General features: G+C 44.1%; 21 protein-coding genes, 1 tRNA gene and 1 pseudogene. 14 read left to right on the top strand and 9 right to left on the bottom strand.

Annotated elements, in window-relative coordinates; translation table 11 throughout:
* Nucleotides 1-95: 95 nt before the first annotated feature.
* The gene (locus SALPA_RS16345; RefSeq protein WP_145096278.1) at nt 96-788 is read right to left on the bottom strand and encodes a DNA alkylation repair protein; all 693 of its coding nucleotides are present in this window, start codon (nt 786-788) and stop codon (nt 96-98) included.
* A gap of 198 nt (nt 789-986) precedes the next feature.
* On the opposite strand from SALPA_RS16345, the gene SALPA_RS16350 reads away from it, so the two are divergent.
* Nucleotides 987-1,061, top strand: a tRNA-Val gene (locus SALPA_RS16350).
* 88 nt (nt 1,062-1,149) lie between these two features.
* Here the strand turns inward: SALPA_RS16350 and SALPA_RS29095 are convergent.
* The 3 genes from SALPA_RS29095 to pta form a co-directional block, all read right to left on the bottom strand.
* Complete coding sequence (locus SALPA_RS29095; RefSeq protein ID WP_186451094.1) at nt 1,150-1,320, bottom strand: helix-turn-helix domain-containing protein; 171 nt, start codon at nt 1,318-1,320, stop codon at nt 1,150-1,152.
* 372 nt (nt 1,321-1,692) lie between these two features.
* Nucleotides 1,693-2,640, bottom strand: a complete 948-nt coding sequence (locus tag SALPA_RS16360) for a D-isomer specific 2-hydroxyacid dehydrogenase family protein (protein WP_145096284.1) — start codon at nt 2,638-2,640, stop codon at nt 1,693-1,695.
* Between the two features lie 63 nt (nt 2,641-2,703).
* Nucleotides 2,704-3,678: a phosphate acetyltransferase gene (pta, locus tag SALPA_RS16365; RefSeq protein ID WP_145096287.1), complete on the bottom strand. Its 975-nt coding sequence runs from the start codon at nt 3,676-3,678 to the stop codon at nt 2,704-2,706.
* Nucleotides 3,679-3,839: 161 nt separating this feature from the next.
* Here pta and SALPA_RS16370 point away from each other — a divergent pair.
* The 3 genes and pseudogenes from SALPA_RS16370 to SALPA_RS16375 all read left to right on the top strand — a co-directional run.
* Nucleotides 3,840-3,950 (top strand): annotated as a pseudogene (locus SALPA_RS16370) (LysR family transcriptional regulator); the annotation flags it as partial.
* A 200-nt stretch (nt 3,951-4,150) separates the two neighbouring features.
* Nucleotides 4,151-4,198, top strand: coding sequence for a hypothetical protein (locus SALPA_RS31555; RefSeq protein WP_246589005.1), 48 nt, complete (start codon nt 4,151-4,153; stop codon nt 4,196-4,198).
* 686 nt (nt 4,199-4,884) lie between these two features.
* Nucleotides 4,885-5,088, top strand: coding sequence for a hypothetical protein (locus SALPA_RS16375; RefSeq protein ID WP_145096290.1), 204 nt, complete (start codon nt 4,885-4,887; stop codon nt 5,086-5,088).
* 85 nt (nt 5,089-5,173) lie between these two features.
* On the opposite strand, the gene SALPA_RS16380 is transcribed toward SALPA_RS16375, so the two are convergent.
* A complete protein-coding gene (locus SALPA_RS16380; protein WP_145096293.1) occupies nt 5,174-6,373 on the bottom strand; it encodes an MFS transporter in 1,200 nt (399 codons plus the stop codon).
* Nucleotides 6,374-6,399: 26 nt separating this feature from the next.
* Nucleotides 6,400-6,852, bottom strand: a complete 453-nt coding sequence (locus tag SALPA_RS16385; RefSeq protein WP_145096296.1) for a MarR family transcriptional regulator — start codon at nt 6,850-6,852, stop codon at nt 6,400-6,402.
* 218 nt (nt 6,853-7,070) lie between these two features.
* Here SALPA_RS16385 and SALPA_RS16390 point away from each other — a divergent pair, with 218 nt between their 5' ends.
* Nucleotides 7,071-8,588: a methylenetetrahydrofolate reductase C-terminal domain-containing protein gene (locus SALPA_RS16390; RefSeq protein WP_255451235.1), complete on the top strand. Its 1,518-nt coding sequence runs from the start codon at nt 7,071-7,073 to the stop codon at nt 8,586-8,588.
* A 69-nt stretch (nt 8,589-8,657) separates the two neighbouring features.
* On the opposite strand, the gene SALPA_RS16395 is transcribed toward SALPA_RS16390, so the two are convergent.
* The 3 genes from SALPA_RS16395 to SALPA_RS16405 all read right to left on the bottom strand — a co-directional run bounded on the left by SALPA_RS16395 (nt 8,658) and on the right by SALPA_RS16405 (nt 11,081).
* Nucleotides 8,658-8,822 (bottom strand): DUF1540 domain-containing protein, encoded by a 165-nt coding sequence (locus tag SALPA_RS16395; protein WP_145096299.1) that lies wholly within the window; start codon nt 8,820-8,822, stop codon nt 8,658-8,660.
* Nucleotides 8,823-8,916: 94 nt separating this feature from the next.
* Complete coding sequence (locus SALPA_RS16400; protein ID WP_145096302.1) at nt 8,917-10,413, bottom strand: cell wall metabolism sensor histidine kinase WalK; 1,497 nt, start codon at nt 10,411-10,413, stop codon at nt 8,917-8,919.
* Nucleotides 10,410-11,081 (bottom strand): response regulator transcription factor, encoded by a 672-nt coding sequence (locus SALPA_RS16405; protein ID WP_094606086.1) that lies wholly within the window; start codon nt 11,079-11,081, stop codon nt 10,410-10,412. The genes SALPA_RS16400 and SALPA_RS16405 overlap by 4 nt, the downstream gene beginning before the upstream one ends.
* A 180-nt stretch (nt 11,082-11,261) precedes the next feature.
* Between SALPA_RS16405 and SALPA_RS16410 the strand changes: the two genes are divergently transcribed.
* The 9 genes from SALPA_RS16410 to SALPA_RS16450 all read left to right on the top strand — a co-directional run bounded on the left by SALPA_RS16410 (nt 11,262) and on the right by SALPA_RS16450 (nt 23,339).
* Entirely contained in the window at nt 11,262-12,521 is a 1,260-nt protein-coding gene (locus SALPA_RS16410) for a TolC family protein (RefSeq protein WP_145096305.1), read from the top strand.
* Between the two features lie 11 nt (nt 12,522-12,532).
* Nucleotides 12,533-13,672, top strand: coding sequence for an efflux RND transporter periplasmic adaptor subunit (locus SALPA_RS16415; protein ID WP_145096308.1), 1,140 nt, complete (start codon nt 12,533-12,535; stop codon nt 13,670-13,672).
* A 22-nt stretch (nt 13,673-13,694) separates the two neighbouring features.
* Complete coding sequence (locus SALPA_RS16420; RefSeq protein WP_145102034.1) at nt 13,695-14,387, top strand: ABC transporter ATP-binding protein; 693 nt, start codon at nt 13,695-13,697, stop codon at nt 14,385-14,387.
* Nucleotides 14,381-15,595 (top strand): ABC transporter permease, encoded by a 1,215-nt coding sequence (locus SALPA_RS16425; protein WP_145096311.1) that lies wholly within the window; start codon nt 14,381-14,383, stop codon nt 15,593-15,595. Before SALPA_RS16420 ends, SALPA_RS16425 begins: the two co-directional genes overlap by 7 nt.
* A 230-nt stretch (nt 15,596-15,825) precedes the next feature.
* Nucleotides 15,826-16,248, top strand: coding sequence for a flagellar hook capping FlgD N-terminal domain-containing protein (locus SALPA_RS16430; protein ID WP_145096314.1), 423 nt, complete (start codon nt 15,826-15,828; stop codon nt 16,246-16,248).
* A 109-nt stretch (nt 16,249-16,357) separates the two neighbouring features.
* Nucleotides 16,358-18,541: a flagellar hook-basal body complex protein gene (locus SALPA_RS16435; protein ID WP_145096317.1), complete on the top strand. Its 2,184-nt coding sequence runs from the start codon at nt 16,358-16,360 to the stop codon at nt 18,539-18,541.
* A gap of 91 nt (nt 18,542-18,632) precedes the next feature.
* Nucleotides 18,633-20,132 carry a flagellar hook-associated protein FlgK gene (gene flgK, locus SALPA_RS16440; protein WP_145096320.1) on the top strand — a complete coding sequence of 500 codons (1,500 nt, stop codon included), beginning with the start codon at nt 18,633-18,635 and terminating at the stop codon, nt 20,130-20,132.
* A 20-nt stretch (nt 20,133-20,152) separates the two neighbouring features.
* The gene (gene flgK, locus SALPA_RS16445; RefSeq protein WP_145096323.1) at nt 20,153-21,661 is read left to right on the top strand and encodes a flagellar hook-associated protein FlgK; all 1,509 of its coding nucleotides are present in this window, start codon (nt 20,153-20,155) and stop codon (nt 21,659-21,661) included.
* Between the two features lie 19 nt (nt 21,662-21,680).
* Complete coding sequence (locus tag SALPA_RS16450) at nt 21,681-23,339, top strand: hypothetical protein (protein ID WP_145096326.1); 1,659 nt, start codon at nt 21,681-21,683, stop codon at nt 23,337-23,339.
* The last annotated feature ends 10 nt before the right edge of the window (nt 23,340-23,349 follow it).

Genomic DNA, 23,349 nt, shown 5'->3' on the forward strand with positions numbered 1-23,349 from the left:
GTGTCTCGGCAAGCTTCCTGCCGGACCTCCAATATTGATAAATATAATTACCATTTTCTATAGAGATTGGCCGATACCTGCCAATTAAGAATATGTTACTTCATTATGTTGCGTTTCATCCCGCGGATTAAGTTCTTGGTCTCTGTATCTACACGGAAGGATTCGGTGATTTTTTGTAAGGCTTTGTTGTAGGTGAAGTCATCTAGCGTATTTTGCTTTAAATAGGCCATGGTTTGTTCCGGATAGTTAATAAAGCAAAGGGAAATAGCCCAGGCTACGGCCATTTTTACATAATACCCATCGTGCTTAGCGCTATCTAAACGCAGAAGTACCTGCTCAATATACTCGTTTTTGATATAAAAACTCAGCAGCATCACTATGCCGAACCGTAGTTCAAATTCTTCTCGTGACTGCAGATAAGGTTGTAAAAACTCCCAAACCTGTGCCTGATATTTCTTAGTGATTTTTAAGCTGGTGCAAAAGCTGTCGCATACGCCCCAGTTATTGATCTTAGGTACAAAGGCAGCGGTATGGCACAAAATCTCCTCAATATCAGCCTTGGCGTAGCCGATTACCAGTCCTTGCAGTATAATTTCTTCATTATAGTCAGCTGGTGCCGCCTTTAGATAGCTGCGCCAATCGCCCCTCGCAAGCTCCTTGGCAAGCTTCCGCAAATGTGGTAACCGTACACCTAAAATATTATCTGTATCTGGCACCAATTTGCTGTGAAACTGCCGGTACTCCTCGTCGGCCAGGGCCAAAAGGCGCTCTCTTATCGTCTGTTCCATAGTATCCCCCTTATATGGTGATTATTTATTTTAGCATAAGTTGAGCAAGGGAGAAATATAAACGATCTTCCTGTACAAGAAAGAAAACAGCAAGCCAAAGGGAAAAGCACAAATAACTAATCCAGTGAGCCGGTACTGCCTCCGCCACCTGAAGAAACTGGAATTTTTAGGATCATTGTGTTATAATAAAGCTTGTTCGGGGCATTAGCTCAGCGGGAGAGCGCTTGATTCACATTCAAGAGGTCACTGGTTCGAAACCAGTATGCCCCACCAGGAAATTCAAGGCTTTGCGGGCTTTCACCGCAGGGTCTTTTTTGTTTTTATGCTTAAGTTTATGCTTACAGGATTTAGAGGTAGAATTTTATGTTACACTCTTTGCCTGTATCCACTTCAGCAAAAGCTGCTCCTCGACTCTCCAAGCCCTGCCGATTTTCACTTTAGGGAAACCTTCGCCGTGAATTAAGTTGTATGCGGTAGGCTTTGATACTCTCAATATTTCGGTTACTTCTTCAATTGTTAATAGTTTTATCATTATACATGCTCCTTCAATGTTATTGTTTAATACGCGTTTGAACATAAAAAAGAGACCCGTAACGGGACTGGGGGACAGGTGTACTGTCCCAGAAGTTAGTAATAACATCTTGTGATAACTATAACTGGCCTTACAGAAGTTTTTTGGGACAGATTACCTGTCCCCTTGTCCCTCGAAAATCGTGTAATCCCAGCTAAAGGAGGGTTGGGTGCCCCACATTGAGCCAATGACAATGGGAATATACACTATAGAGGCGGTTGCATTGAATAGCCAAACAAAAATTACCCCGCCACACGCCTTCTTTGAGATAAAATTCCAGGAATCATGGAAGAAGGCAGCACAAAGAAGAAGTAGTAAAGCCAGTTCGGTCATCTATAATAACTGATTGAGCTTGCTTTCAGGCTCTTCACCATTCTCTACACGTTTTATATTATTCACAAAGAAATCATATCTTTTTTTATGGAATTTGCGACCGTCAGGCATGCCTGCCGTATGGGGAGTAAGTATCACATTACCCAGACTCCGGAGCTCACTGTCAGTTGGCAGCGGTTCAGATTCAAACACATCCAGGCATGCACCGGCAATATCCCTGTTTTTTAAGGCATCGATCAAGTCGCTTTGATGGACAATCCCGCCGCGGGCTGTATTGATAAACAGTGCGGTATTCTTCATTTTCTGGAATATCTCTTTGTTGATCAGCTGTTTGGTTTGCTGATTCAGAGGGATATGTACACTTACGATGTCCGATGTACTTACAAGAGTATCGAAATCCACCATTTTCACAAAATCGTCTGACTGTACAACGGCATTTCTCGCATAAGTCAGCACATTCATATCAAAAACCCTGCAAAACTCCGCTACTTTCTTACCGATAGCGCCGAAGCCGATAATTCCAATCGTTTTTCCCTGTAATTCACTCCCTGTATAGTCCAATTGATTTTCATCCATCCTGTTTTTCATGAAAGAATCAAAAAAGGGTATATTTTTGTAATAAGACAATATCAGTGCCATGACATGCTCGGCTACTGCCTGTGCATTCACTCCTGCTGCATTGGCTACCCAAATGCCGCGTTGCGTACAGGCATCAATATTTACATTATCAAATCCTGCACCTGTCTGTACCAGCTTTAAATTTTTTGCGCTAGAAAGCAGGCTGTCGTCCACTTTAATATGTTCTGGTATGATTACCTGGCAATCTTCCATATGATGTAGCATTTCTTTTCCGGGCGGGACAATGACAATGTCCCAGCCTTCCGGAAAATGCCTGGAAATATTGGATTTTGCGATCTCGCTAAAATAGCCGACGATGAGAATCTTCATTGCTTAACCACCTTTCATGCTCTATACCATGCTTCGAAGAAAAACCGGTTGATGCTTGGAAATTCACCTTTTTAAAGCAGCAGTAATAATTGCCATATTATACACTTCATCTGCATTGCAACCTCTGGAAAGGTCATTGATCGGTGCATTTAGCCCCTGCAGGATCGGACCATATGCCTCAAAGCTTCCAAAACGCTGAGCTATCTTATAACCAATATTACCGGCATTAATATCTGGGAATATGAAAGTGTTCGCTTCCCCAGCGACAGGAGAGTGTGACGCTTTTATTTTTGCAACCTCTTTGGAAAACGCGGCATCAAACTGCATTTCTCCGTCAATGGGAAAATCAAGATTCATACTTTTTAATTTTGTGGTTGTATTTCGCATTTTATCAACCGTTTCTCCTGTGCCAGAGCCGAACGTACTATAAGATAATAATGCAACTTTTGGCTCTATGGAAAAGACTTTTGCTGTTCTTGCCGTTTCAATAGCAATCTCGACAAGTTCATCCTCACTTGGGTTTAAGTTGATAGCACAATCGGCCATGGCGTATTTTTCCTCAACATTCGCTATTTTGCGATAGAGAATGAAGCTGCTGGAAACAATTTTATTTCCAGGTGATGTTTTAACAATTTGCAGTGCCGGGCGAACGGTGTCGGCAGTAGAATAGGTTGCGCCACCTAAAAGGCCGTCAGCATAACCCGTTTTTACAAGCATTGTACCGAAATAATTCGTTTTCAGCAAAGACTCGCGGCAAGTGGACTCATCCATTTTTCCTTTTCTCAGTTCAACCATCGCTGCAACCATAGATTCTAGAGCCGGATAGGTTTTAGGATCTATGATTTCAATTTCATTTGTAAGAAAACCATATTTTTGCGATACCCTACGGATTTCTTCTGGATTGCCTAACAGTATCGGTTCGAGGATCTGCTCTTTTTTCAACCGGCTTGCCGCCTCAAGAATTCTTGGATCGGAGCCTTCCGTAAATACTAGCTTTTGCTGTGTGGTTTTCAATTTTTCAATCATATTTGCAAACATTGTATGCCCCTCCATTTTTACTTATTGGTCTTTAGCTATGGACCAATAAATATTTGACCATCGTCGCTATTAATGATAATTTTAAACATATAGAATGATGTTGTAAAACTCAAATATTTTGTGAACTATATTAATTATTTCTATATATCGAGAGGCGTTCTATGTATTTTCCTGGGATTGAGGCGTTTTTAGCTATCGTGCGGACTGAGAGTATCAGCAAGGCAGCCGAATTGTTGCACTTGTCACAAGCCACTGTAAGCTATCGGTTAAAAAGGAAGGGACTGGGGGACAGGTGTACTGTCCCAGAAGTTAGTAATAACATCTTGTGATAACTATAACTGGCCTTACAGAAGTTTTTTTGGGACAGATGACCTGTCCCTCTAATTAGCGTAACAGGTTGTCGAGGAGCGGTTAGCCACTTCCTTTTTAGCAAGGAGGTGGTATGATGACAATGTTTGAGGCAATGTATCTCATGATTGCATTTGCAACACTCGTTGTTTTGATCATAAAAAAGAAATAACCGCCCCTGGACAAGGTTCGCGGTTATTTCTTAATAACTCCTACTTTAGGCTAACCATTCGGTTAGACAACCTGTGGGTCTGGCGTGTTGGAGCACGTCAGTCCTTTTCTTCTTTTTATACCCAGTGCATGAAAAATATGTAACTAATTAGAAAAATCATCGTTTTCTTGTAGGAAACCAATCTTTTTTCCTTCATATACTTGCAATCTATGTAAAAGAGTACTAATATTAGTAATAGGTGGAAATTAAAAAGTAAAGTCGCCGTGTCCCATAGGTGCGGGAACACCTATAGGCACGAGCAGGTGAAGACGCACCTACACGTAACAGTGAACTGTCCACGACGACAATCTTATTATACCCGGTTGTTAGATGAATTACAAGTTTTGACAATTGGAGTGTAATGATTGGCGTGTTAAGGCAGGGGCTGAGCGACTGCATGCACTATTCGATGGTATCATATCTTGATACAGGTTTAGCAGGACACGTTGATGGGTTCTGTTATTTGGGTTATTTCCTGTATCTTGATACTGTTGCAATAATCGATTTGGATCGCATGTGTAGGGTAGAAATAATCCTGCATATGTGATCCTTTTTAATTTCCTCCTGTAAAATTCCCATTCATGGGAGATTACAGGAGGGCATAGAAGCCTCCAGATAAAATAAGGAGGGGTGGGTTTAACTGACTTATGAATATCAGATACCTGGATTTTAAGAAACAAGAAACTGAGCTATATGATAAAATTTGGCAACTATCTGAAGAACTTGATCGGCTGGATAAAGAGGGAAAAGATACAACGGATACTATCCAAAGATTTAGGGAGGTATTGGAAGAATTTTTGTTATTCAGGCAGCAGGGAGGCAAAGACCTGCTAGTTAAAGTCAAACTCTAAGAAACAAACTCCCAGTCCCCGCGTTTCTCCGTTGGAATAGCCAAAATAGGAACTTCCATTTTGGCTATTCCAATAAGTAGGATAATTACAACGCCTTCGCCGCTGGACTTGCCCCAAGATGTACGGGTTTTGGCAGAAAGAATGAACACAACGCTGCCAGTAGTGCAACCGCTGTAAGAAGTTCCATCGTTGCTGGCAAGCCGTGATTATCCGCAAACCCACCAATCAATGGCACAAACATACCACCCACACTGAAAGAAAGTCCCAGTGTTACTCCGGATGCAAAACCTATACTGCGTGCTAAATAGCTCTGCCCCAAAACAACGACCGAACTAAACGGTGAAAACATAGCAAATCCGATCGGTATCATTAACGCATAACTAATGAACGCATTCGTCGTCTGTGATAATAAACCTACCATCGGTACCAACAGTACATAACTCATTTGCACCACTTTCAAGTAGCCGATTTTGTCTGCCAACAGTCCGCCAATGAGTGTAGTCACTACACCAAACATAAATAGTAGTGTCAACGCTGAAGCAGCTGCCGCAGTAGAAAGCCCCGTGACATTTACCAAATACAGCGGAATAAAGCTTCTTAGCCCGCAAATGACAATCGAACTAAAAATAATCAGCAATGTCAATCGCGCAAAGGATGGCCAATCATTTTTAAGATTGATTTTTGGTTCTGTGACCTTTCCATCTGCCGCTACCTCGGAAACTGAAGTCTGCGCGATATCTGCTTTCATTTTCGGAACAATCACCAATAAAATCATTGCCATGATCAATGCCAACAAACAAAATACCGCTGTCCCTTTCATGCCAAATGCCGTAATGGCAGCCACGGCAATAATCGGTCCGACAGCAAAACCACCGTTCCCGCCTACAGAAAAAATACTCAAGGCCGTACCTCTTCTTGTTCCGGAAAGTTTATGGATCATACGCGCCGCTTCAGGATGAAAAATAGCACTGCCGATTCCACTCACCGTTACCACTGCAAAAATAGCCCAATAATTTTCAAAAAGTCCTGCCAACCCCATTGCTGCACCACCTAAAAAAATTCCCAGCGGCATAAGCCATGTTTTTGACGTACGATCTGCCAGCCAGCCAAAGGTAGGCTGTACAACGGAAGATAAAAAGCAGGATGCAAACATCAAACCCGCTACAGCTTGATAATCCATACCATACTGTAAAATAAAAAACGGCAAAATAGCGGGCAATGCCCCCATGCCAATATCGCAGAAAAAGTGACTTACTGCTACTACATATACATATTTTTGATTCAATTCCATATCCTCCTCTTATGTACTATTTATATTTCTTCAGTTAGTTTTTTATCATACTTCTGGTTTATATCGTTCAGAAACCGTAAGATAATAGATTGCTCATATTCACTATATGCTGACAAAAGAGCTAATTTTTCTTGCCCCGCTTGATTATGACACTTTTTATGTTCGATATATACTTTCTGCCCTTGCTCCGTCAGGCAGAAATAAATCTCTTTATTATTCTCTGGCTTTTGATAGCTGTCAATTAATTTTTTGTTTAGCAATTTCTTACTGATTTTACTTATGGCACCTCGTGTCATACCCATTTCAGCCGCTACTTTCGTGACATTTGCATAATCCATTGAGCCGATCTTATCAATGCAATGTGCTTCTGCTAAATTAATCCCCACAAAAATATCTTCTCGATGATGCTCAAAAATAGTGGAACGTTCTTGTATTCGGGTAAGTGATCTTATAATTTTTATTGCATTATCCACATACATTCCCCCTTTGTTTCCGCAGAAACAATATAACAATACCACATTTTTGTTTCTGGGTAAACAAAAATGTGGTTCCCCGGTGTAGTTCAATCAGGACAAAAGAGTGTTAAGGTGGTAAAAGCGGTATACTAAGCAAAGAATATAAGTTATGATAAGGAAAGTGGTAAAAACTATAAAAACATAGGGCAAAAGTTTTGTGGCAGAAGGAGGAGTATATGATGTCCCCAAAATGTTCTTTTAGTGAAGCGTTGGCTGACCCTGAACAGTTGTCGATAACCTGGGAACTAGTTCCTGGACGGGGTATGCGGGAAAAGGCACAGGAACATCTGCTGAAAATGGCTGAGTTGGCGGCTAAGGACCCCAAAATAAATGCCATTACGATTACAGATAATCCTGGTGGTAAAGCAGCTATCTTGCCGTACTCCATGGCTGTGGAAGCCAAACGGCTGGGTATTGACCCGCTTGTCCATTTTACCAGCAAAGATAAAAACAGAAACGCCCTGGAGAGCGAACTCTATGCGTTGGGCAGGGCCGATATTCACAATTTATTGGTTATGACTGGGGATTATCCCACAGAAGGATATGCGGGTCTGGCTAAGCCGGTTTTCGATTTTGATGCAGTCCATGCTCTCCGCATGATTACGAAAATGAATGAAGGTGCCTACACTAACCTGCCTGCTACTCACTTTTTTGCTGGGGCTGTTGTTTCACCGTTCAAAGCTACCGAAGCAGAAACTATGGCTCAATATTACAAGCTGCATAAAAAAATAGCGAATGGTGCCAGGTTTATTATTACCCAGCTGGGTTTTGATGCCAGAAAATTTGATGAGTTGCGCAAGTATGCCGATAGTAATCAATTCAACGTACCACTTATTGGGAATATCTATGTGCTGTCTGTACCTGTGGCTAAACTGATGAATAAGAATCTGATTCCTGGCTGTGTGGTAACAGATAAATTGGTGAAAAAATTGGAAGCAGAGCAGGCAGATGCTGCAAATAAAAAAGAACAGCAATTGCTCAGAGCAGCCAAATTGTATGCAGTACTTAAGGGCTTACGTTATGATGGTGTAAATATTGGTGGTCATGGTCTTAGCTATGCCGATGTGCAATATATTATGGAAAAAGGCGAGGAACAAAGTGGTAACTGGCAGGATATTGCAGTAGCCGATTTTGACTATCCGCAGGCTGACGGTTTTTATTTTTTTGAAAAAGATGTAACAACAGGACTCAATACTTGCCAACCCTTTGACCGTAGGCAGACCGGTTCGGGCCATTCCTCATTAAAACAGTCGGTAATGGACTTGGTCCATGGGGTGGCATTTGACCATAAGGCACCGCTTTACCCGCTAAACAAAGCAGTTGCGAAATTTATTGATAACTCCTGCCTGAAAAAGCCATTTACTATTGCTGAATACACCACCAAGACAATGACAAATGAATGCCGGTTCTGTGGTGATTGTGCCATGCACGAACTCGGTTTTATTTGTCCAATGTCGCAGTGTCCCAAGCAACAGCGCAATGGTGCTTGCGGCGGCAGCCGCGATGGATGGTGTGAGGTTTATCCTGAACAACAGAAGTGTATTTATGTAAAAATGTATGAAGGCTTCAAAGGGGGCGGCAAAGAAGAGCGTATGAAAGCCAAGTACATGCCACCCTGTAATTGGGAACTGCACCGTACTTCCTCGTGGTTAAACTATTTTAATGATAGAGACTACAATAATAATAAAGGGTAGAAAGTGAATAATAGTAAATAAGCCGTCCATTTCATTCATGGACGGCTTATTACGTAGAGCCTATATTAATTAGGAATTCTTAGACTCAAAGGTATGACAGTTGGTTTGCTCACTTTGCCGGGCACTTGTGCTGCCGCCATCAACGTTAACCTCAATTGCAGAAGCGTCACATTGTTCACCAGATTTCCAGTACCTACAGTTTGATACCTTGCATTTTACACCAGGTAAAGACATCGTTTTTCACCTCGCTTTAGTTGTAGTACAGGAGTAGTATAGCCAGATTCTCCCTCAATATACCAAAAAATTTCTCAGTTGGTGAAAGGTAACCCTAGGATGGTTTTTCAGCTTTATTCAGGTCAAACCAAAATATAACACCATTGAACATGTTTTTCACTCCATACCCATTCCCATGCTGTTCCTGAATAGCGCGTACAATCGATAAACCTAGCCCGTACCTGCCGAATTCCCGGGTGCGAGCTTCATCGATTTTATAGAAGCTTGTCCATATTTTCTCCAGGCTGTCAGTAGGAATTGGCTGCCCAGAGTTATAGATACAGACTCTGATTCTATTCTCAGTATCCTCAAGCCAAAGCCTAATACGCTTTTCCCCTTGGGCATGGGTGAGCGCATTGGTGAAGAGATTAAGCAATACCTGTTCAATACGCCGGGGGTCGCCGTTGACTTCAGGACTGGTTAGTGCATTTATTTCCAGGGAAATACTTTTTTCTTTGAGAACAGACATATATTTTTTTGCAATATCCTGCAATAATGGCAACAGGTCAAAATCAGTCCGTTTCAGTTCAAATAAGCCTGATTCCAGCTGTGAAAGGTTGAGCAAGTCTTTGACCAGTTTATCCATCTTTTCCGCTTCGTCAATAATGACTGAGCAATAGAAATTTTTGCTTTCTTCATCACGGGCGACATTCTCTTTTAATCCTTCGGCGTAGCCTAATAGCAGCGAGAGCGGTGTTTTCAGCTCATGGGAAACATTGGACACAAAGGATTTGCGCATTTTATCTAAAGCCCGCTCTTTTTCCACATCAGCCAATAATTGTTGATTTTTTTGGTTAAGGGCTGAGATGGCAGTGTCCAGTTGGTCTGATAAGTGGTTAATGCTGTTGCCAAGTTCACCAAGCTCATCAGCCTGGTTTACCCGGCATTTTTGGGAAAAGTCCAGACGCGCCATGTTTTGGGCGATTTGTTTAAGTTCAAGGATCGGTTGGGTAAAGCGCTTGGAAAACAAGAAGGCCCAGACGCAACCGGCTAATAGGGTTAGGAAGCCAGTTATGGTCATAAAATGAGCCGCGGCAATAGCACTCTCAGACATAGGGGCCAGCGGTTGTCTGATGATTAGGATATCACCGTTCATTAGCTGCCTTTCCAGAACCATAAAGTCAATTTTCAACATCTGGTCCAGCTGCATCTCAAGTACTGTTTGACTATCAATGATTTGGCTGCTTTTGATTAGCTGCATCGAATTAGGCGGGATTCGGAATTGACTGGTAGGCGAAGTTGTAGAGGGTTCAGGTGGCTGCTTGTTCAAAATATGGCTAACAGAGCTGTATTTGATGCTGCCTTCCGGAGTGAAGATAATAATGTGGGCTCCCAGGGTATTGGCTGATCGCTCCAGCTCCAGGGATACTTTTTCAGGGGAGCCCTGGTATCGCTGGTCGATGTTGTGACTGGTGGTTATGAGGAGTGCCTTTTTTTGCCAAGTATAGAATTTTTCCAGGCCAAATCCAAGGGAAGCCAGCGATAGTAATACAAACAACAGGACAAAGCCGCTGAGACTAAGAAAGAGTTTTGTGCGAATCGATGCTGTCATTTTTCTGCCTCAAAGCGGTAGCCATAGCCTCTGATGGTATGAATCAGGGTGCTCTTAGCACCAAGCTTGGTTCTAAGCCGGTTAATGTGGGTATCTACCGTGCGCAGCTCACCCAGATAGTCGTACGTCCATACGTGATCAAGGATTTGTGGGCGGCTCAGTGCATTGCCTGTGTTTTCGGCCAAATAATTAAGAAGTTCATATTCTTTGGGACTCAAGTCCAACAGCTGTTCGTCTAGAAATACCTGACGGGCAGCTGTGTCAATAACCAGACCGCCACATAAGGCGGTTTTGTCTTTTTCTTGCTCCATGCGCCGGAATAAGGCATTTACCCGCGCTGTCAGAACCTTGGGGCTAAAGGGCTTGGTAACATATTCGTCGGCCCCTATTTCAAAAGCGTAAAGCTGGTCGGCTTCTTCGCTTTTGGCGGTAAGCATGATAACCGGAATTGTGCCGTTTTTGCGAATCGCCTGGCAGACTGTCCAGCCATTGCGTTCTGGCATCATGACATCAAGGATGACCAGGTCTATCTTTTCTACAGACAAGAGGTGTAAGGCCATTTGGCCGTTGGCAGCTTCAAGAATGTGATAGCCTTCGCGTAGCAGGAAATCGGCAACAAGCTTTCTCATTCGCAGCTCATCATCAACTAGTAAGACAGTTTTAGCCATAAGGTGATCTCCTTTGATGTTTATTGTCGATTGGAGAATAGTACCCTTTTATTTTAATATGAATTAATCAGAATGAAAATCCTAATATTGTTGTAACAATTTAGTAACATTGGTATGTTATCATAACAATGCTACTAAGGTAGTATGAGAACAGCTGTAGCATGATAAGGGGGACTTTAATTGAGTTTGGTAGGACAATACGTAAAACAGGCAGGTATTTTGGGGCTATGTTTACTGGCTCAGACTACGATGGGTTTTGCCGCACCTCTCACTGTGGAACAAGCAGTAAATATGGCACTGGAAAACCACCTGGATATAAAAAAAGCCATAAATAGTGAAAAACAAGCAGAATATGCATTACAGAGTACAAAAGGCAGCAAGGGAATATCGATTGATGCTTCTAATACTTTTTATCTTAACCGGATCAATTACCCGGGAAACAGTAGTACCAGCGCCATTACGCTGTCGTTGCCTTTATACTCTGGCGGCAAGAATGAAGGCAACATCGCGATTGCTAAAACCGATGTGACAATAGCCGGTCTCAGTCTGCTAAAAACCAGGCAGGATGTAAAATTAAACACCTTGTCTGCCTACTATGATGTGATTGAAGCCCACAAAACGCAGGCTGTCGATCAGGAGACAGTTGATAATTATGTATCGCATCTTAATGATGTCCAGGCCCAGTATAGTGCCGGCAATGTTGCGAAATCAGACGTATTGCGATCAGAAGTAGAACTGGCAGATGCGCAGCAAACGTTGATAAAGGCCAAAAATTCTTCGGAAGTTGCGGTTAATGCTTTCAAAAATATGATTCGCTGGAAAAGTTCGGAAGCTATTGAGTTTGTTGAGGAGTTTCAGTATGTTCCCTTCAAGCAGACAATGGATGAATGTGTGGCTGTGGCCAAAGAGCAGCGTCCGGATATAAAAAAGTATCAGCTTGCTATTGATGAGGCCGAGAAAACTGTGGAGGTTACTAAAGCTGATAAAAAACCAGCGGTGTCGCTTACCGCGGCAACCGGCTGGAGCAGCAGCGTTTTACCTGAGGATGATAATAAGGAAATCTATGTTGGGGTAACAACCAGTTGGAATTTGTTTGACAGTCAGGTTACCAATGCCAAGGTCAAAAAAGCGCTAAGTGCAGTCGATACCGCCCGCTTGGAGTTGACAGCGCAGGAGGATTCGGTGGAGCTTGCTGTAAAAGAATATTATCTGGGAGTGAGGGAAGCTGAGAAGCGGATTGAGACAACGAAATTTGCCGTACATAAGGCCGATGAAGATTATTTTATTGCTGAGGCGAAATATCGGGTAGGGGAAGGAGTCATTCTTGATGTGATTGATGCCCAATTGGCATTAACGACAGCAAAGAACAATTATATTACCGCCCAGTACGATTATGTGACATATAAGGCAAAATTAGAAAATGCCATGGGAATGGACTAGGAGGCAGCAACATGTGGGAGAAAATCAATAAGAAAATTTTGGCGACAGGTATTGTCATTTTACTGGGGATTGCCGGCGGAGTTTGGTACTACAATCATACACAACAAGTTAAGGCGTCTGCTAATCAGGAAACGGTGCTGGCAACCAGAGGCAAGATTATCTCTAGTGTATCGGCGACTGGAATTGTGAAGCCTATCGACGCCGTGGATATTTCGTCACAGGTTACAGCGTTGATCAAAGAGATTAAAGTCAAGGAAAATGATCATGTAAAGGTTGGTCAGACTCTGGCAATCTTAGATGATAAGTCTCTGGAAACCACAATGAATAAAGCTGAATACTCAATGAATAATTATGGTGCAAAATATAAGCGGTATCAGTATTTACATTCCATTGGCGCAAAATCCGACGCTGATCTGGAAGACGCCTTGCTTAATTATCAGACGGCTGTAGCCAGTTATAATGAGGCCAAGTCGGATGTGGAAAAAACCGTACTGGTCTCGCCCATGGATGGTGTAGTTTTGGGAGAACCGGTAGCGATAGGAACGCTGGTGACCGCAGGCGTCAATGATCCGACAGTTGTTATGATGATTGGTGATGTTTCACGCAAAAAAGTAAAGGTAAAGGTAGATGAAACAGATATTGGCAAGATCAAAATCGGGCAAGCGGCGACTTTTACTGTGGATGCCTATCAGAATCATACCTTTACAGGCACTGTTGATAAAATAGGGGAAATTTCGACAAGTACCACAAGTACGTCCTCGTCCTCGTCCTCCTCATCATCGTCGTCCTCCTCATCCTCTTCTTCTACCAGTAGTGTAGTATATTATTACGTAACGCTTACTGCTGAAGATCCTGAAAATTTGCTGAAGACAGAAATGACGGCCAGAGTCACTATCAAAATTGATGAGAAAGACAATACGCTATTAATTCCTTTAGCGGCATTAAAAACCAGCACCAGTGGGCAATATGTAATGGTATTGCGCGATAACGGAAAAAGTGAAAATGTTCCGGTTGAGACCGGCCTGACAAGCAGTGATAAAGTTGAGATTATCAGTGGGTTGCAGGATAATGATAAATTAATAATTTCTTATACGAAATCACAAACCCAGAGTTCTTCTACGCAAAAAAATAATGGTCCGCCACCTATGTAGAGGGAGAAGGAGTTCAATGGTTATGGGGATTATGCTGAAAGAAATTACGAAATGCTATAAAATTGGTGAAGAAACAGTAGCGGCGCTTGCCGGGATTTCACTAGAAATAAAAACCGGAGAATTTGTTGCTATTATGGGGCCATCAGGCTCAGGTAAGTCGACCATGATGAATATCCTGGGATGTCTTGACCGTCCTAGCAGTGGATCTTATTTGCTCCAGGATCAGGAAGTTGCGACTATGAATGATGATGAGTTAGCGAAAACACGCAATAAGCGTATTGGTTTCGTGTTTCAAAACTTCAATCTACTATCACGGGTATCGGCATGGGAAAATGTCGCATTGCCCTTAGTCTATGCCCGAGTAGCGGAGAAGGAACGGCTGACGAGAGCAGCTGCAATCCTGGACTCTGTTGGCTTGTCGACGCGTAAACAGCATATGCCCAACGAACTGTCAGGCGGTCAGCGCCAACGTGTGGCAATTGCCAGAGCACTGATCAATGATCCCAGTATTATTATGGCTGATGAACCTACGGGGAATCTTGACAGCCGGTCCAGTGTTGATATTATGCGGATATTTGGCAATTTAAATGAACAAGGGAAAACCATCATTCTGGTTACTCACGAACCAGACATTGCCGAGTATGCGAAACGCGTTATCACAGTACGTGACGGATTGATTATAAGTGATGAGATAAAGGAGCAACGTGCATGTTAAAAGAAAGCATTGCGATTGCCTTGCGAGCTTTGCTGGCTAATAAGCTTCGTTCTATTTTAACGATGCTGGGTATCATTATCGGCGTAGGCGCGGTTATCTCGATGGTATCCATTGGGATGGGTGTCAGGGAAAAGGTGCAAAGTTCAATTGCCAGTCTCGGCAGCAATATGTTAATCGTCAGTCCGGGAGCGGCCTCTTCCCAGGGGGTACGCTCGGCTTCCGGCAGCAGCATAACCTTATCGCTGGAAGATGCGGAGTATATAAAAAAAATGGTGCAAGGTATTGATTATGTAGCACCTACTGTTAGCAAACAATATCAAATCATTGCCGGCAATCAAAACTGGACAACAACCGTATATGGAATTACGCCCGAATATATGGCCATTAAAAGCTTGACAGTGGGCAGCGGCAGTTTCGTTTCTCAGCAGGATATCAATTCGCGCAATCGGGTGGCTGTTCTGGGGGCCACTGTTGTCGAAAATTTATTTGGTGAGCTGAATCCCATCGGACAAAATATCCGGATCAACAATACCCCTTACCAGATTATTGGTATCCTGGACAGCAAAGGGCAATCAACTATGGGCCAGGATCAGGATGACATCATACTAGTGCCACTAACAACAGCGCAAGAACGCTTGCTAGGCATTACCTACCTTAATTCGATTAGTATCCAGGTTACGAAGCTGGAAGGAATGGATCAGGCACAGGAGCAAATCACCAGTTTGTTAAGGCAACGGCACAAGATCAGCGGTACTAAGGAAGATGATTTTACTGTACGCAATTTAACCAGTATCATGGCGATGATGACTGAAACGACAGGAACCATTACCTTATTTCTCGGTTGTATTGGGGCCATATCGCTACTGGTTGGCGGTATCGGTATTATGAACATCATGATGGTGTCAGTGACTGAACGAACAAGGGAAATCGGCATAAGAAAAGCCTTAGGCGCGACATATCGCGATATTATGCTGCAGTTTTTGATAGAATCGGTGGTTATTGGTGTGCTTGGCGGCATTTTTGGTATTGCCCTGGGCATTTCGGCGGCATTTGCTATCTCGACTTTTGGTAGTTTGCAAACAGTACTATCAGCGATATCGATTCTGGTGCCCTTTGGAGTATCGGTTGCAGTTGGTTTGTTTTTTGGTATTTATCCAGCCAGAAAAGCAGCATTGCTGGATCCCATCGAAGCATTACGTTATGAATGACCGTATTCGTGGCGCGAAAATATAAAATTCACTATGGACAATTAGTTTGTCTGAATACGGAAGGTGCTGTCTCAAAAATTTATTTTTGAGACAGCACCTTTTTATATTGAAGAAATTTTTACAAATAAGTGCTCATTATTTTCTTTATTTACTTTTCTTAACAAAAAATAAATATATGTTTGCGATACTGACCATAGAAATAGAATATTTATCGAAAAAGGAGAGGAAATATGAGTACATCAGCAATTACATCCACGACGTCAACTGCCTCAACGACCTCTAGTACTGATTCTACGACCAGTTTGGATTTTGATGAGTTTGTCCAAATATTAGCTACCGAATTGAAATACCAGGACCCGGACGATCCGGTCAGCGGCACCGAATATGTGTCTCAGCTGGCCCAAATCAGTTCCTTATCGGCGTTGTCGGAAATTAGTACTTCTGTAACTAATGCATCAGCATTTAGTCTAATTGGACAAGAGGTAACCTATTCTACTACCAATACAGCAGGCAGTACTGTTACAGGCTCAGGGACTGTGCTGTCAGTAACGGTTTCCGGTAGCAACACATATGTCAATGTTGATGGAACAACAGTAGATTATAGTTCTATTACGAAGGTGGGAACTGACTCCACTACTACGTCTTCAACGTAATGTAAGAAATACCAGTTTATTTTAGTATGTATTTAACCGGACCCAACCAGGGAGGTTACTGCTATTTCTGAACGACAGATGAAATAGTATATTTTAGGAGGTTTTTCTTATGGCTTTAATGGTCTCCATGTCTACCGCGGTTTCAGGGCTTAAAAGTGAACAGACAGCCCTTGATGTAATCGCAAATAATATTGCCAATGTTAATACTACAGGCTACAAATCACAGACGGTTACGTTTAGTGATATATTGAGTCAGACAATTAGTGCTGCTACTTCGGGTACAGCGACTACCGGCAGCACTAATGCCACGCAGGTTGGACTTGGCGTCAGTGTTGCCAGTACCGATACCGATATGACGGTAGGCAGTAGCTCGTCAACCAGCAACTGGACTGATGTGGCGCTTACCGGCAGCGGTTACTTTATTGTCCAGACAGGCGCCAACGAGTATGCGTATACCAGAAATGGCAGTATGAGCGTTGACGATGATGGCAACCTGACAATTGACGGTTATATCGTTTGCGGGTGGGAAGAGTATACGCTTGATGAAGACGGTAACATAGTTTACACGACTAGCAGTGAACCGGAAGCTATTAATCTTTATAGTGATTCTTACGCCGGCAATAAGTATACCCTGACTCCCGAAGTTACTACTTCTTCCACTATTTCAGGAAATCTTGACAGTGATAATGATGTGGCAGATACGGCCACTGGACTAACCGCGATCGGCGATACAACTGATCTGGATTTTGACGCGACAACCGAAATTACGGTGTATGATTCGCAAGGTAACGACTATGATGTTACCGTCAGTTTGAAGAAATGTGCTGTCGAGGGTGATATAACTACCTGGTATTATGAACTTAGCGCTGATGATACAACGATAAGCCCCTCCAGCGGGTATATTGCTTTTGATGCCGACGGCAATTTGGTTACTTCTGCCACCACTCTTTCGGCAGCAGTTCAGGATACTGCCGGTTATGCCAGTTCGAATATCTCTGTGGGAACTGCCGTAGCAACTGGTACTTACTCTGTCGCGGTAACAGGTACAAGTGGCGCTTATACTGTTACGCTGACGTATCCGGACGGAACGACTTCATCGGTTTCTTCAACAACTGGCGCAGCTACATTTGGTAGCGGCACATCTGCGATTACTATCAAAGCGCCAACAACGATTTCGACAGGAACAAGCTCTTTTACGGTGACAGGTGGCACCACTACTGCTGCGACAGCCAGTTCTACTAGCAACACCGCAGGTTACGCCACTTCGAATATAACTACGAGTTCTGATGTTGCGGCCGCTAGTTATATTATTACAACAACAAGTGCAGCAAGTGGTGGTAGTGGTTATGACATCACTGTATATGCTAGTGATGGCACTACTGTTCTGGGGTCAGCAACTGATTCAACTGATGGTTCAGGTACAATTACGCTGTCAACAGGCGGGACGATTACCCTGACTGCTCCTACGTCATTTTCGATAGGTTCGACGACGATTACGACCACATCGACTACTACCCGTACGGCAGCAGTTGCTGACGCGGGTTATGCGTATTCTAATGTTGCTATTGGAACCGGTTCGGCAGAAGGTGATTATACCATTACTGCAGCACAGAATTCTGACGGCTCAACCTGGGACATTACTCTCACTTATCCGGATGGAACAACTAAAACGGTAACTGGTTCGTCAGATGGGTCAGCTACATTTACTACAACGGCTGGCACAATCACCTTATCGGCACCAGATAGTATTCAAGCTGGCACAACCACCTTTACAGTTGACTCAACTTCCTATACTTTCGCCGATAGTACAACGATTACAGTGACAACGCCGGCATCTGCCGGCACGGAGGATATTACCTTCGATCTCGACTTTTCAGATGTTCAAACCTCTAATGCCACCGACTCGCTGGCTGATGATACTGACGGATATTCGGCAGGTACAGCACAAAGTTATAGCATTTCCTCTGATGGTACTATTTATTGCACCTACGATAATGGAGAAACGATCTCAATCGGCCAAATTGCCTTGGCTATGTTTACTAATGCGGAAGGCTTGACGAAAGCAGGGGACAATCTCTATACAGAAAGCCTCAGTTCAGGTGATCTCAGCTATGTTGTTGCAGGTGAAGGCGGTACAGGTACGATGACCTCCTATGCACTGGAATTGTCTAATGTCGATCTGGCAGAACAGTTTAGTGCGATGCTGGTCAGTCAGCGCTCCTATCAGGCTAATTCTAAAATTATTTCCGCTTCCGATGAGATGGTGCAGTCGCTTATCAATATGGTAGGCTAACGCAAGTAAACTAACCTGATGATCTACCGGCTGTGAGCAATATGTGCACCGCGGTCGGTATAATTCAGCTAGTGAAGGTAGGAGGTACAATATGTCAACTTTTGGCACCTATAGCATCGCTTATTCGGGAATGTATACGAACCAGGCCGCGCTGACAACAACAAGCACAAACCTTGCCAATGTGGATACGACCGGCGCTTCTAAGGTGCAACTGACTAGTGCGGATTCATCTATTACCCAGTCAGACGGGACAACTTCAGTAAATGGTGTTACCGTGGAAACCATTACGCGCTCACGTGATATATACCTTGACAGTACGTACCGGACGGAGAATGCCGATTCCACTTATTTGGCGGTGAAAAGCGGCAATCTGGAATATATGGATACAATTTTGAGTGAATATAACACAACTACTACTGACGACGATGGGAATACAACTACCACCGATGGTTTGGAGGCGGCCATTACCGATTTTTTCTCTGAATGGGAAACGCTGTGTACGTCGACAACTTCATCTAGTGAAACTGATCGTGTGGCTGTTGTAACAGCCGCGGTTGACTTGATTACCAAGCTGGTTGCTATTGATGAGGATTTACAACAACTGCAGGCCGATGCTGTGACCGGGGTACAGGATGGTGTAGACAGTCTAAATGACATTGCCTCGCAGGTGGCCGAGTTAAATGCGCAAATTACGCTGGCAGAGGCAGGCGGCGGTGAGGCCAGCTACCTGCGGGACCAGCGTGATGCCTTGCTTGATGAGATGTCGTCTTTGGCGAATATTACTGTTACTACAAAAACCGATGGAACGCTTATTGTTTCCATTGAGGGAGAAACCCTGGTCAATGGCGATAAGGTGAATACGCTGGCTGTCGAAGGCAGCGGAACAACCGATGACCCGCTGAAGGTGGTGTGGGCTGATTCTGATGACGAAGTGGATATTACCAGCGGGAGTATCGGGGCTTATTTGGAAGACGCTGATCAAACAGGCTACGAAACCATTGATACAAGCGACCTTCCTTATAGTTTTTCAACAGATGCAACCAGTTCGATCAGTACAATGCGGCAGGCTATCAATGATTTGATTACTACGCTGGCAACAGAAATTAATTCCCTGTGTACTTCGGGGGTTGACCTTAATGGTGATGCCGGTCTGGACTTTTTTACGACTATTGATTCCAGTGAGCCGCTAAGTATCACCAATATTCAGGTCAATCCGGAACTGGTGAGTGATCCGGACAAGGTAGTTACTTCTTCCAGTGGGGAAACAGGTGATTATAGTATCGCATCGGCGATTTGTAAGCTTGAAAGCGATACCTCCTGCTATGAGAGCGAAGGCTCAGCGCTTAATATCATCGGCTTTTATACAGCGTTGACTACCTGGCTGGGAACTGAAGGTAATACAGCGGCAAGCAACTACGAAACACAGGCCGCTCTGGTCTCACAGCTGGACTATCAGCGACAGGCTGTATCGGCAATTTCCATTGATGAGGAAATGTCAAATATGATCAAGTTTCAAACAGCCTATGCCGCCAGTGCGCGGGTTATGAGCACGATTGATAGCATGATAGAAGGATTGATCGCTGCAGTTTAATTATATAAGGGGGGAGTGAAATGGCTTCAACTTTTGCGGGACTCAGTATTGCCAACCGGGGATTAACTGCCGCTCAGGTCGGTCTGACGGTGACCACCAATAACATGAGCAATATTGACACAGATGGTTACTCCCGGCAGGTAGTGAGTCAGTCATCTATTGGTCCGGCTGCGGTTTATAGCAGCAGTCTAGTTGGTTCGGGGGTCGAGGTAACTTCTGTTGACAGGGTGAACAGTTTTCGCCTTAATCAAAAATATTGGCAGGAAAATAGTGCAGCAAGTGAACTGGAAGTTCAGTCAACATATATGGAACAAATTGAGGAGGTTTTCGGTACTACGAGTTCCAGTTATATCTCCTCTGCGCTGGATAGCCTGGAAGCAGAATTAGAAACGCTGGCTGACGACCCAACAGATACAACAGTCAGAGCTACCGTGTTGTCCTATGCTGAAAGTTTTTGTGAACAACTTAATTCTGCTGCGGAGGAGTTGGAATCAATACGCAGCCAGCTTAACACCGAAGTGTATACAGCCGTAGAAGAGATCAATTCCTATGCTTCGCAAATTGCCGAACTGAACAGCCAGATTTCCACAGCTTCGGCTTCCGGCGCTTCGACAAATGATTTAGAAGACCAGCGGGATTTACTTGTGGACGAGCTTTCCAGTCTGGTTGGCATTGACGTAACGGCAGCTGATGACGGCTCATATACAATCACTGTGGACGGAGTTACGCTGGTAAAAGGTGACGAGGCTAATGAGCTGGAGTGCTATACTGTCACCGATTCGGACAGTGATTCATATGGCATGTATGGCATCCGCTGGGCCGAAAGCGGCGATGACTTTGATAGCGGTGATTCCGGAGCTCTCACCGGGTACCTGCAGATGCGGGATGGCAGCACCTCGGACAGCAAGGGGATCGTTTATTATATGAATCAGTTGGATGAATTTGCCCAGACATTTGCGCAGGCTTTCAATGAAGGGGTTACAACCGATGATGATACCACCTATAGTGGTCATGCCGATGGATATGGCCTTAATGATACGACAGGTATCCGGTTCTTTACTTATGATGGGGTATCATCAGACGAGTTCGTGAATAGCGGTTCAGACCTAGAAGATGCCTACAGTAATATTACGGCTGCCAATATCTCTGTATCCAAGGATATTCAGGACGATACCAATAAGATTGCCGCTTCCTCCACTGCCGGCGACGAAAGCAATGCTGATGTTCTTGACGATATTATTGACATTTGTTCTGATGTCAATATTTCCGGCAATTCCACAGCGACCGAGATGTACAATGTAATTGTTGCCACTGTTGCCGGCGACAGCGCTTCTGCCGCAACTGCCTATGCCAGTAAAAGCGCGACCGCAACCTATATCAACACCAGCCGGACTTCTGTGTCTGGAGTTTCCAGCGACGAGGAAACAGTTAACCTGACTACCTATCAGTCGGCTTATGCGGCGTCGGCTGCCATGGTGAGTGCCTGGAATGAATTGTATGATACTACCCTTGCTATGGTAGACGATTAAGAGAAAGGAGGGGTTTTTTATGTATAGGATAACCAATGGGATGATCGCTGCTAATACGTTGCGGAATATTAGTGCTGCCGCCGTTCGTCTAGCAGCAGCGAATGAAGCGGTGGCGTCCAATATGAAGATTCAATTGGCTTCTGATGATCCAACGGTGGCTACGCGAGCGGTAACCTACCGCAGCACGGTTTCCCAGATAGAGCAATATCAGGACAATGCTGATCTTGCTGATGCCTGGCAGACGACTACAGATAATGCGTTATCATCATTAAGTGATACTATTACAACGCTGAAGGAAATAGCCACTGCGGCAGCTTCTGACACAGTTACTGCTGACGATCTGGAAAATTACGCAACAGAGGTTGCAACGTATCTGCAAAATATTGTTTCATACATGAATGCGGATGAATCCGGCAGTTATGTTTTTGGCGGGTACAGTACCAGCGAGGAACCTTATGAACTCGTGACTACCGATATTGGTGATACTGTGACTTTTAAAGGCCAATATTTGAGTTTGGGTGGAGTAATATCTTCAGATGTATCAGATGATGATATTGAGGCATATCTTACCGCCAGTGCCAGTGAGATCTATGATTCCTTAAGTGACGCGGCAGATGATGCCTATACGGCTTACACTACTGCGCAGACTGCAGCAACTGCTGATTCTTCTAATATTGTTTTAGCCGCTAAGGCAGCCTCGGCGCTAGCTACTTACAATACATTGAATACAGCTGTTTCCACTTATGGTGGTACTACCAATTTAATAGATGCAGCGGCTGCTGCTGAGAATACTGCTGACACATTAACAACGGCTATTACTACTTATGGTGGCACTACCACCTTAGCCACCGCTGCCGCCGATGCCTTGTCAACTTCTACCACCTTATCGGCTGAAGTTACTACTTATGGGTCTTATACCTTAACGGCTGCGGCGTCAGAGGCGAAGAGTGCCTATGAGACTGCCTATGCCGCTGATCCTACCAGTTCCACGACGACTGCGGCGAAAGCTACTTACGATGCCTTAGAGGCGGCCATTACTACTTATGGCAGTACGACAACCGTATCGGAAGCGGCAGAAGCGGCGGAAGCAACTTCCGATACGTTAGCGGCGGCAGTTACTACTTATGGTGGCTCGACTACGTTAACAAATGCAGCGGCGTCGGCAGAGGATACTGCCGATGTTTTAACGGCGGCTGTTGCTGATTCGGATCAGGATATTACCTACAATGTCGGTTTTAGCTCTGAAGTTACTGTAAATGTTGAAGGCCAGGACGTCACCGGTGAAGGTACTGACAATCTTTTTAATACGGTTGAAAAACTACTGCTCGCACTAAATGGTGCTACCACCTATAAGTCTGCCACAATAGACTCGTCCGGAACTGTGACAGTTACTACAAATACGCTAGATATAAGCGACTTAATTGATGAGTTGGGCGATGCTCTTGATCGGGTGACAGATGCGCAAGGTACGTTAGGTGCCAGCATGGATGGTTTGAGCGATATATCGGACAGCCTGGATGATGCTTATGAAGCCTATAATTCACTATTAACAGATAATGAGAATATTGATACGGCGACAGCAACTACCGAATTAGCCAGTGCCGAATATACGTATGAAGCCGCGCTTGCCGTGGGGGCGAAGGTAATCTCCAAGTCGCTGATTGATTATATTGCCTAATTAGGAGAAG

This window comes from Sporomusa sp. KB1 (genome assembly GCF_007830295.1).
GTDB lineage: Bacteria > Bacillota > Negativicutes > Sporomusales > Sporomusaceae > Sporomusa.

Bases quoted from the DNA above. Each gene is read 5' to 3' on its own strand.
- pta (WP_145096287.1), bottom strand. From the start codon at position 3,678: ATGTTTGCAAATATGATTGAAAAATTGAAAACCACACAGCAAAAGCTA.
- SALPA_RS16435 (WP_145096317.1), top strand. From the start codon at position 16,358: ATGGCTTTAATGGTCTCCATGTCTACCGCGGTTTCAGGGCTTAAAAGT.
- SALPA_RS16415 (WP_145096308.1), top strand. From the start codon at position 12,533: ATGTGGGAGAAAATCAATAAGAAAATTTTGGCGACAGGTATTGTCATT.
- SALPA_RS16420 (WP_145102034.1), top strand. From the start codon at position 13,695: ATGGGGATTATGCTGAAAGAAATTACGAAATGCTATAAAATTGGTGAA.
- SALPA_RS16425 (WP_145096311.1), top strand. From the start codon at position 14,381: ATGTTAAAAGAAAGCATTGCGATTGCCTTGCGAGCTTTGCTGGCTAAT.
- SALPA_RS16405 (WP_094606086.1), bottom strand. From the start codon at position 11,081: ATGGCTAAAACTGTCTTACTAGTTGATGATGAGCTGCGAATGAGAAAG.
- SALPA_RS16360 (WP_145096284.1), bottom strand. From the start codon at position 2,640: ATGAAGATTCTCATCGTCGGCTATTTTAGCGAGATCGCAAAATCCAAT.
- flgK (WP_145096320.1), top strand. From the start codon at position 18,633: ATGTCAACTTTTGGCACCTATAGCATCGCTTATTCGGGAATGTATACG.
- SALPA_RS16395 (WP_145096299.1), bottom strand. From the start codon at position 8,822: ATGTCTTTACCTGGTGTAAAATGCAAGGTATCAAACTGTAGGTACTGG.
- SALPA_RS16345 (WP_145096278.1), bottom strand. From the start codon at position 788: ATGGAACAGACGATAAGAGAGCGCCTTTTGGCCCTGGCCGACGAGGAG.
- SALPA_RS16450 (WP_145096326.1), top strand. From the start codon at position 21,681: ATGTATAGGATAACCAATGGGATGATCGCTGCTAATACGTTGCGGAAT.
- SALPA_RS16375 (WP_145096290.1), top strand. From the start codon at position 4,885: ATGAATATCAGATACCTGGATTTTAAGAAACAAGAAACTGAGCTATAT.
- SALPA_RS16390 (WP_255451235.1), top strand. From the start codon at position 7,071: ATGATGTCCCCAAAATGTTCTTTTAGTGAAGCGTTGGCTGACCCTGAA.
- SALPA_RS16430 (WP_145096314.1), top strand. From the start codon at position 15,826: ATGAGTACATCAGCAATTACATCCACGACGTCAACTGCCTCAACGACC.
- flgK (WP_145096323.1), top strand. From the start codon at position 20,153: ATGGCTTCAACTTTTGCGGGACTCAGTATTGCCAACCGGGGATTAACT.
- SALPA_RS29095 (WP_186451094.1), bottom strand. From the start codon at position 1,320: ATGATAAAACTATTAACAATTGAAGAAGTAACCGAAATATTGAGAGTA.
- SALPA_RS16400 (WP_145096302.1), bottom strand. From the start codon at position 10,413: ATGACAGCATCGATTCGCACAAAACTCTTTCTTAGTCTCAGCGGCTTT.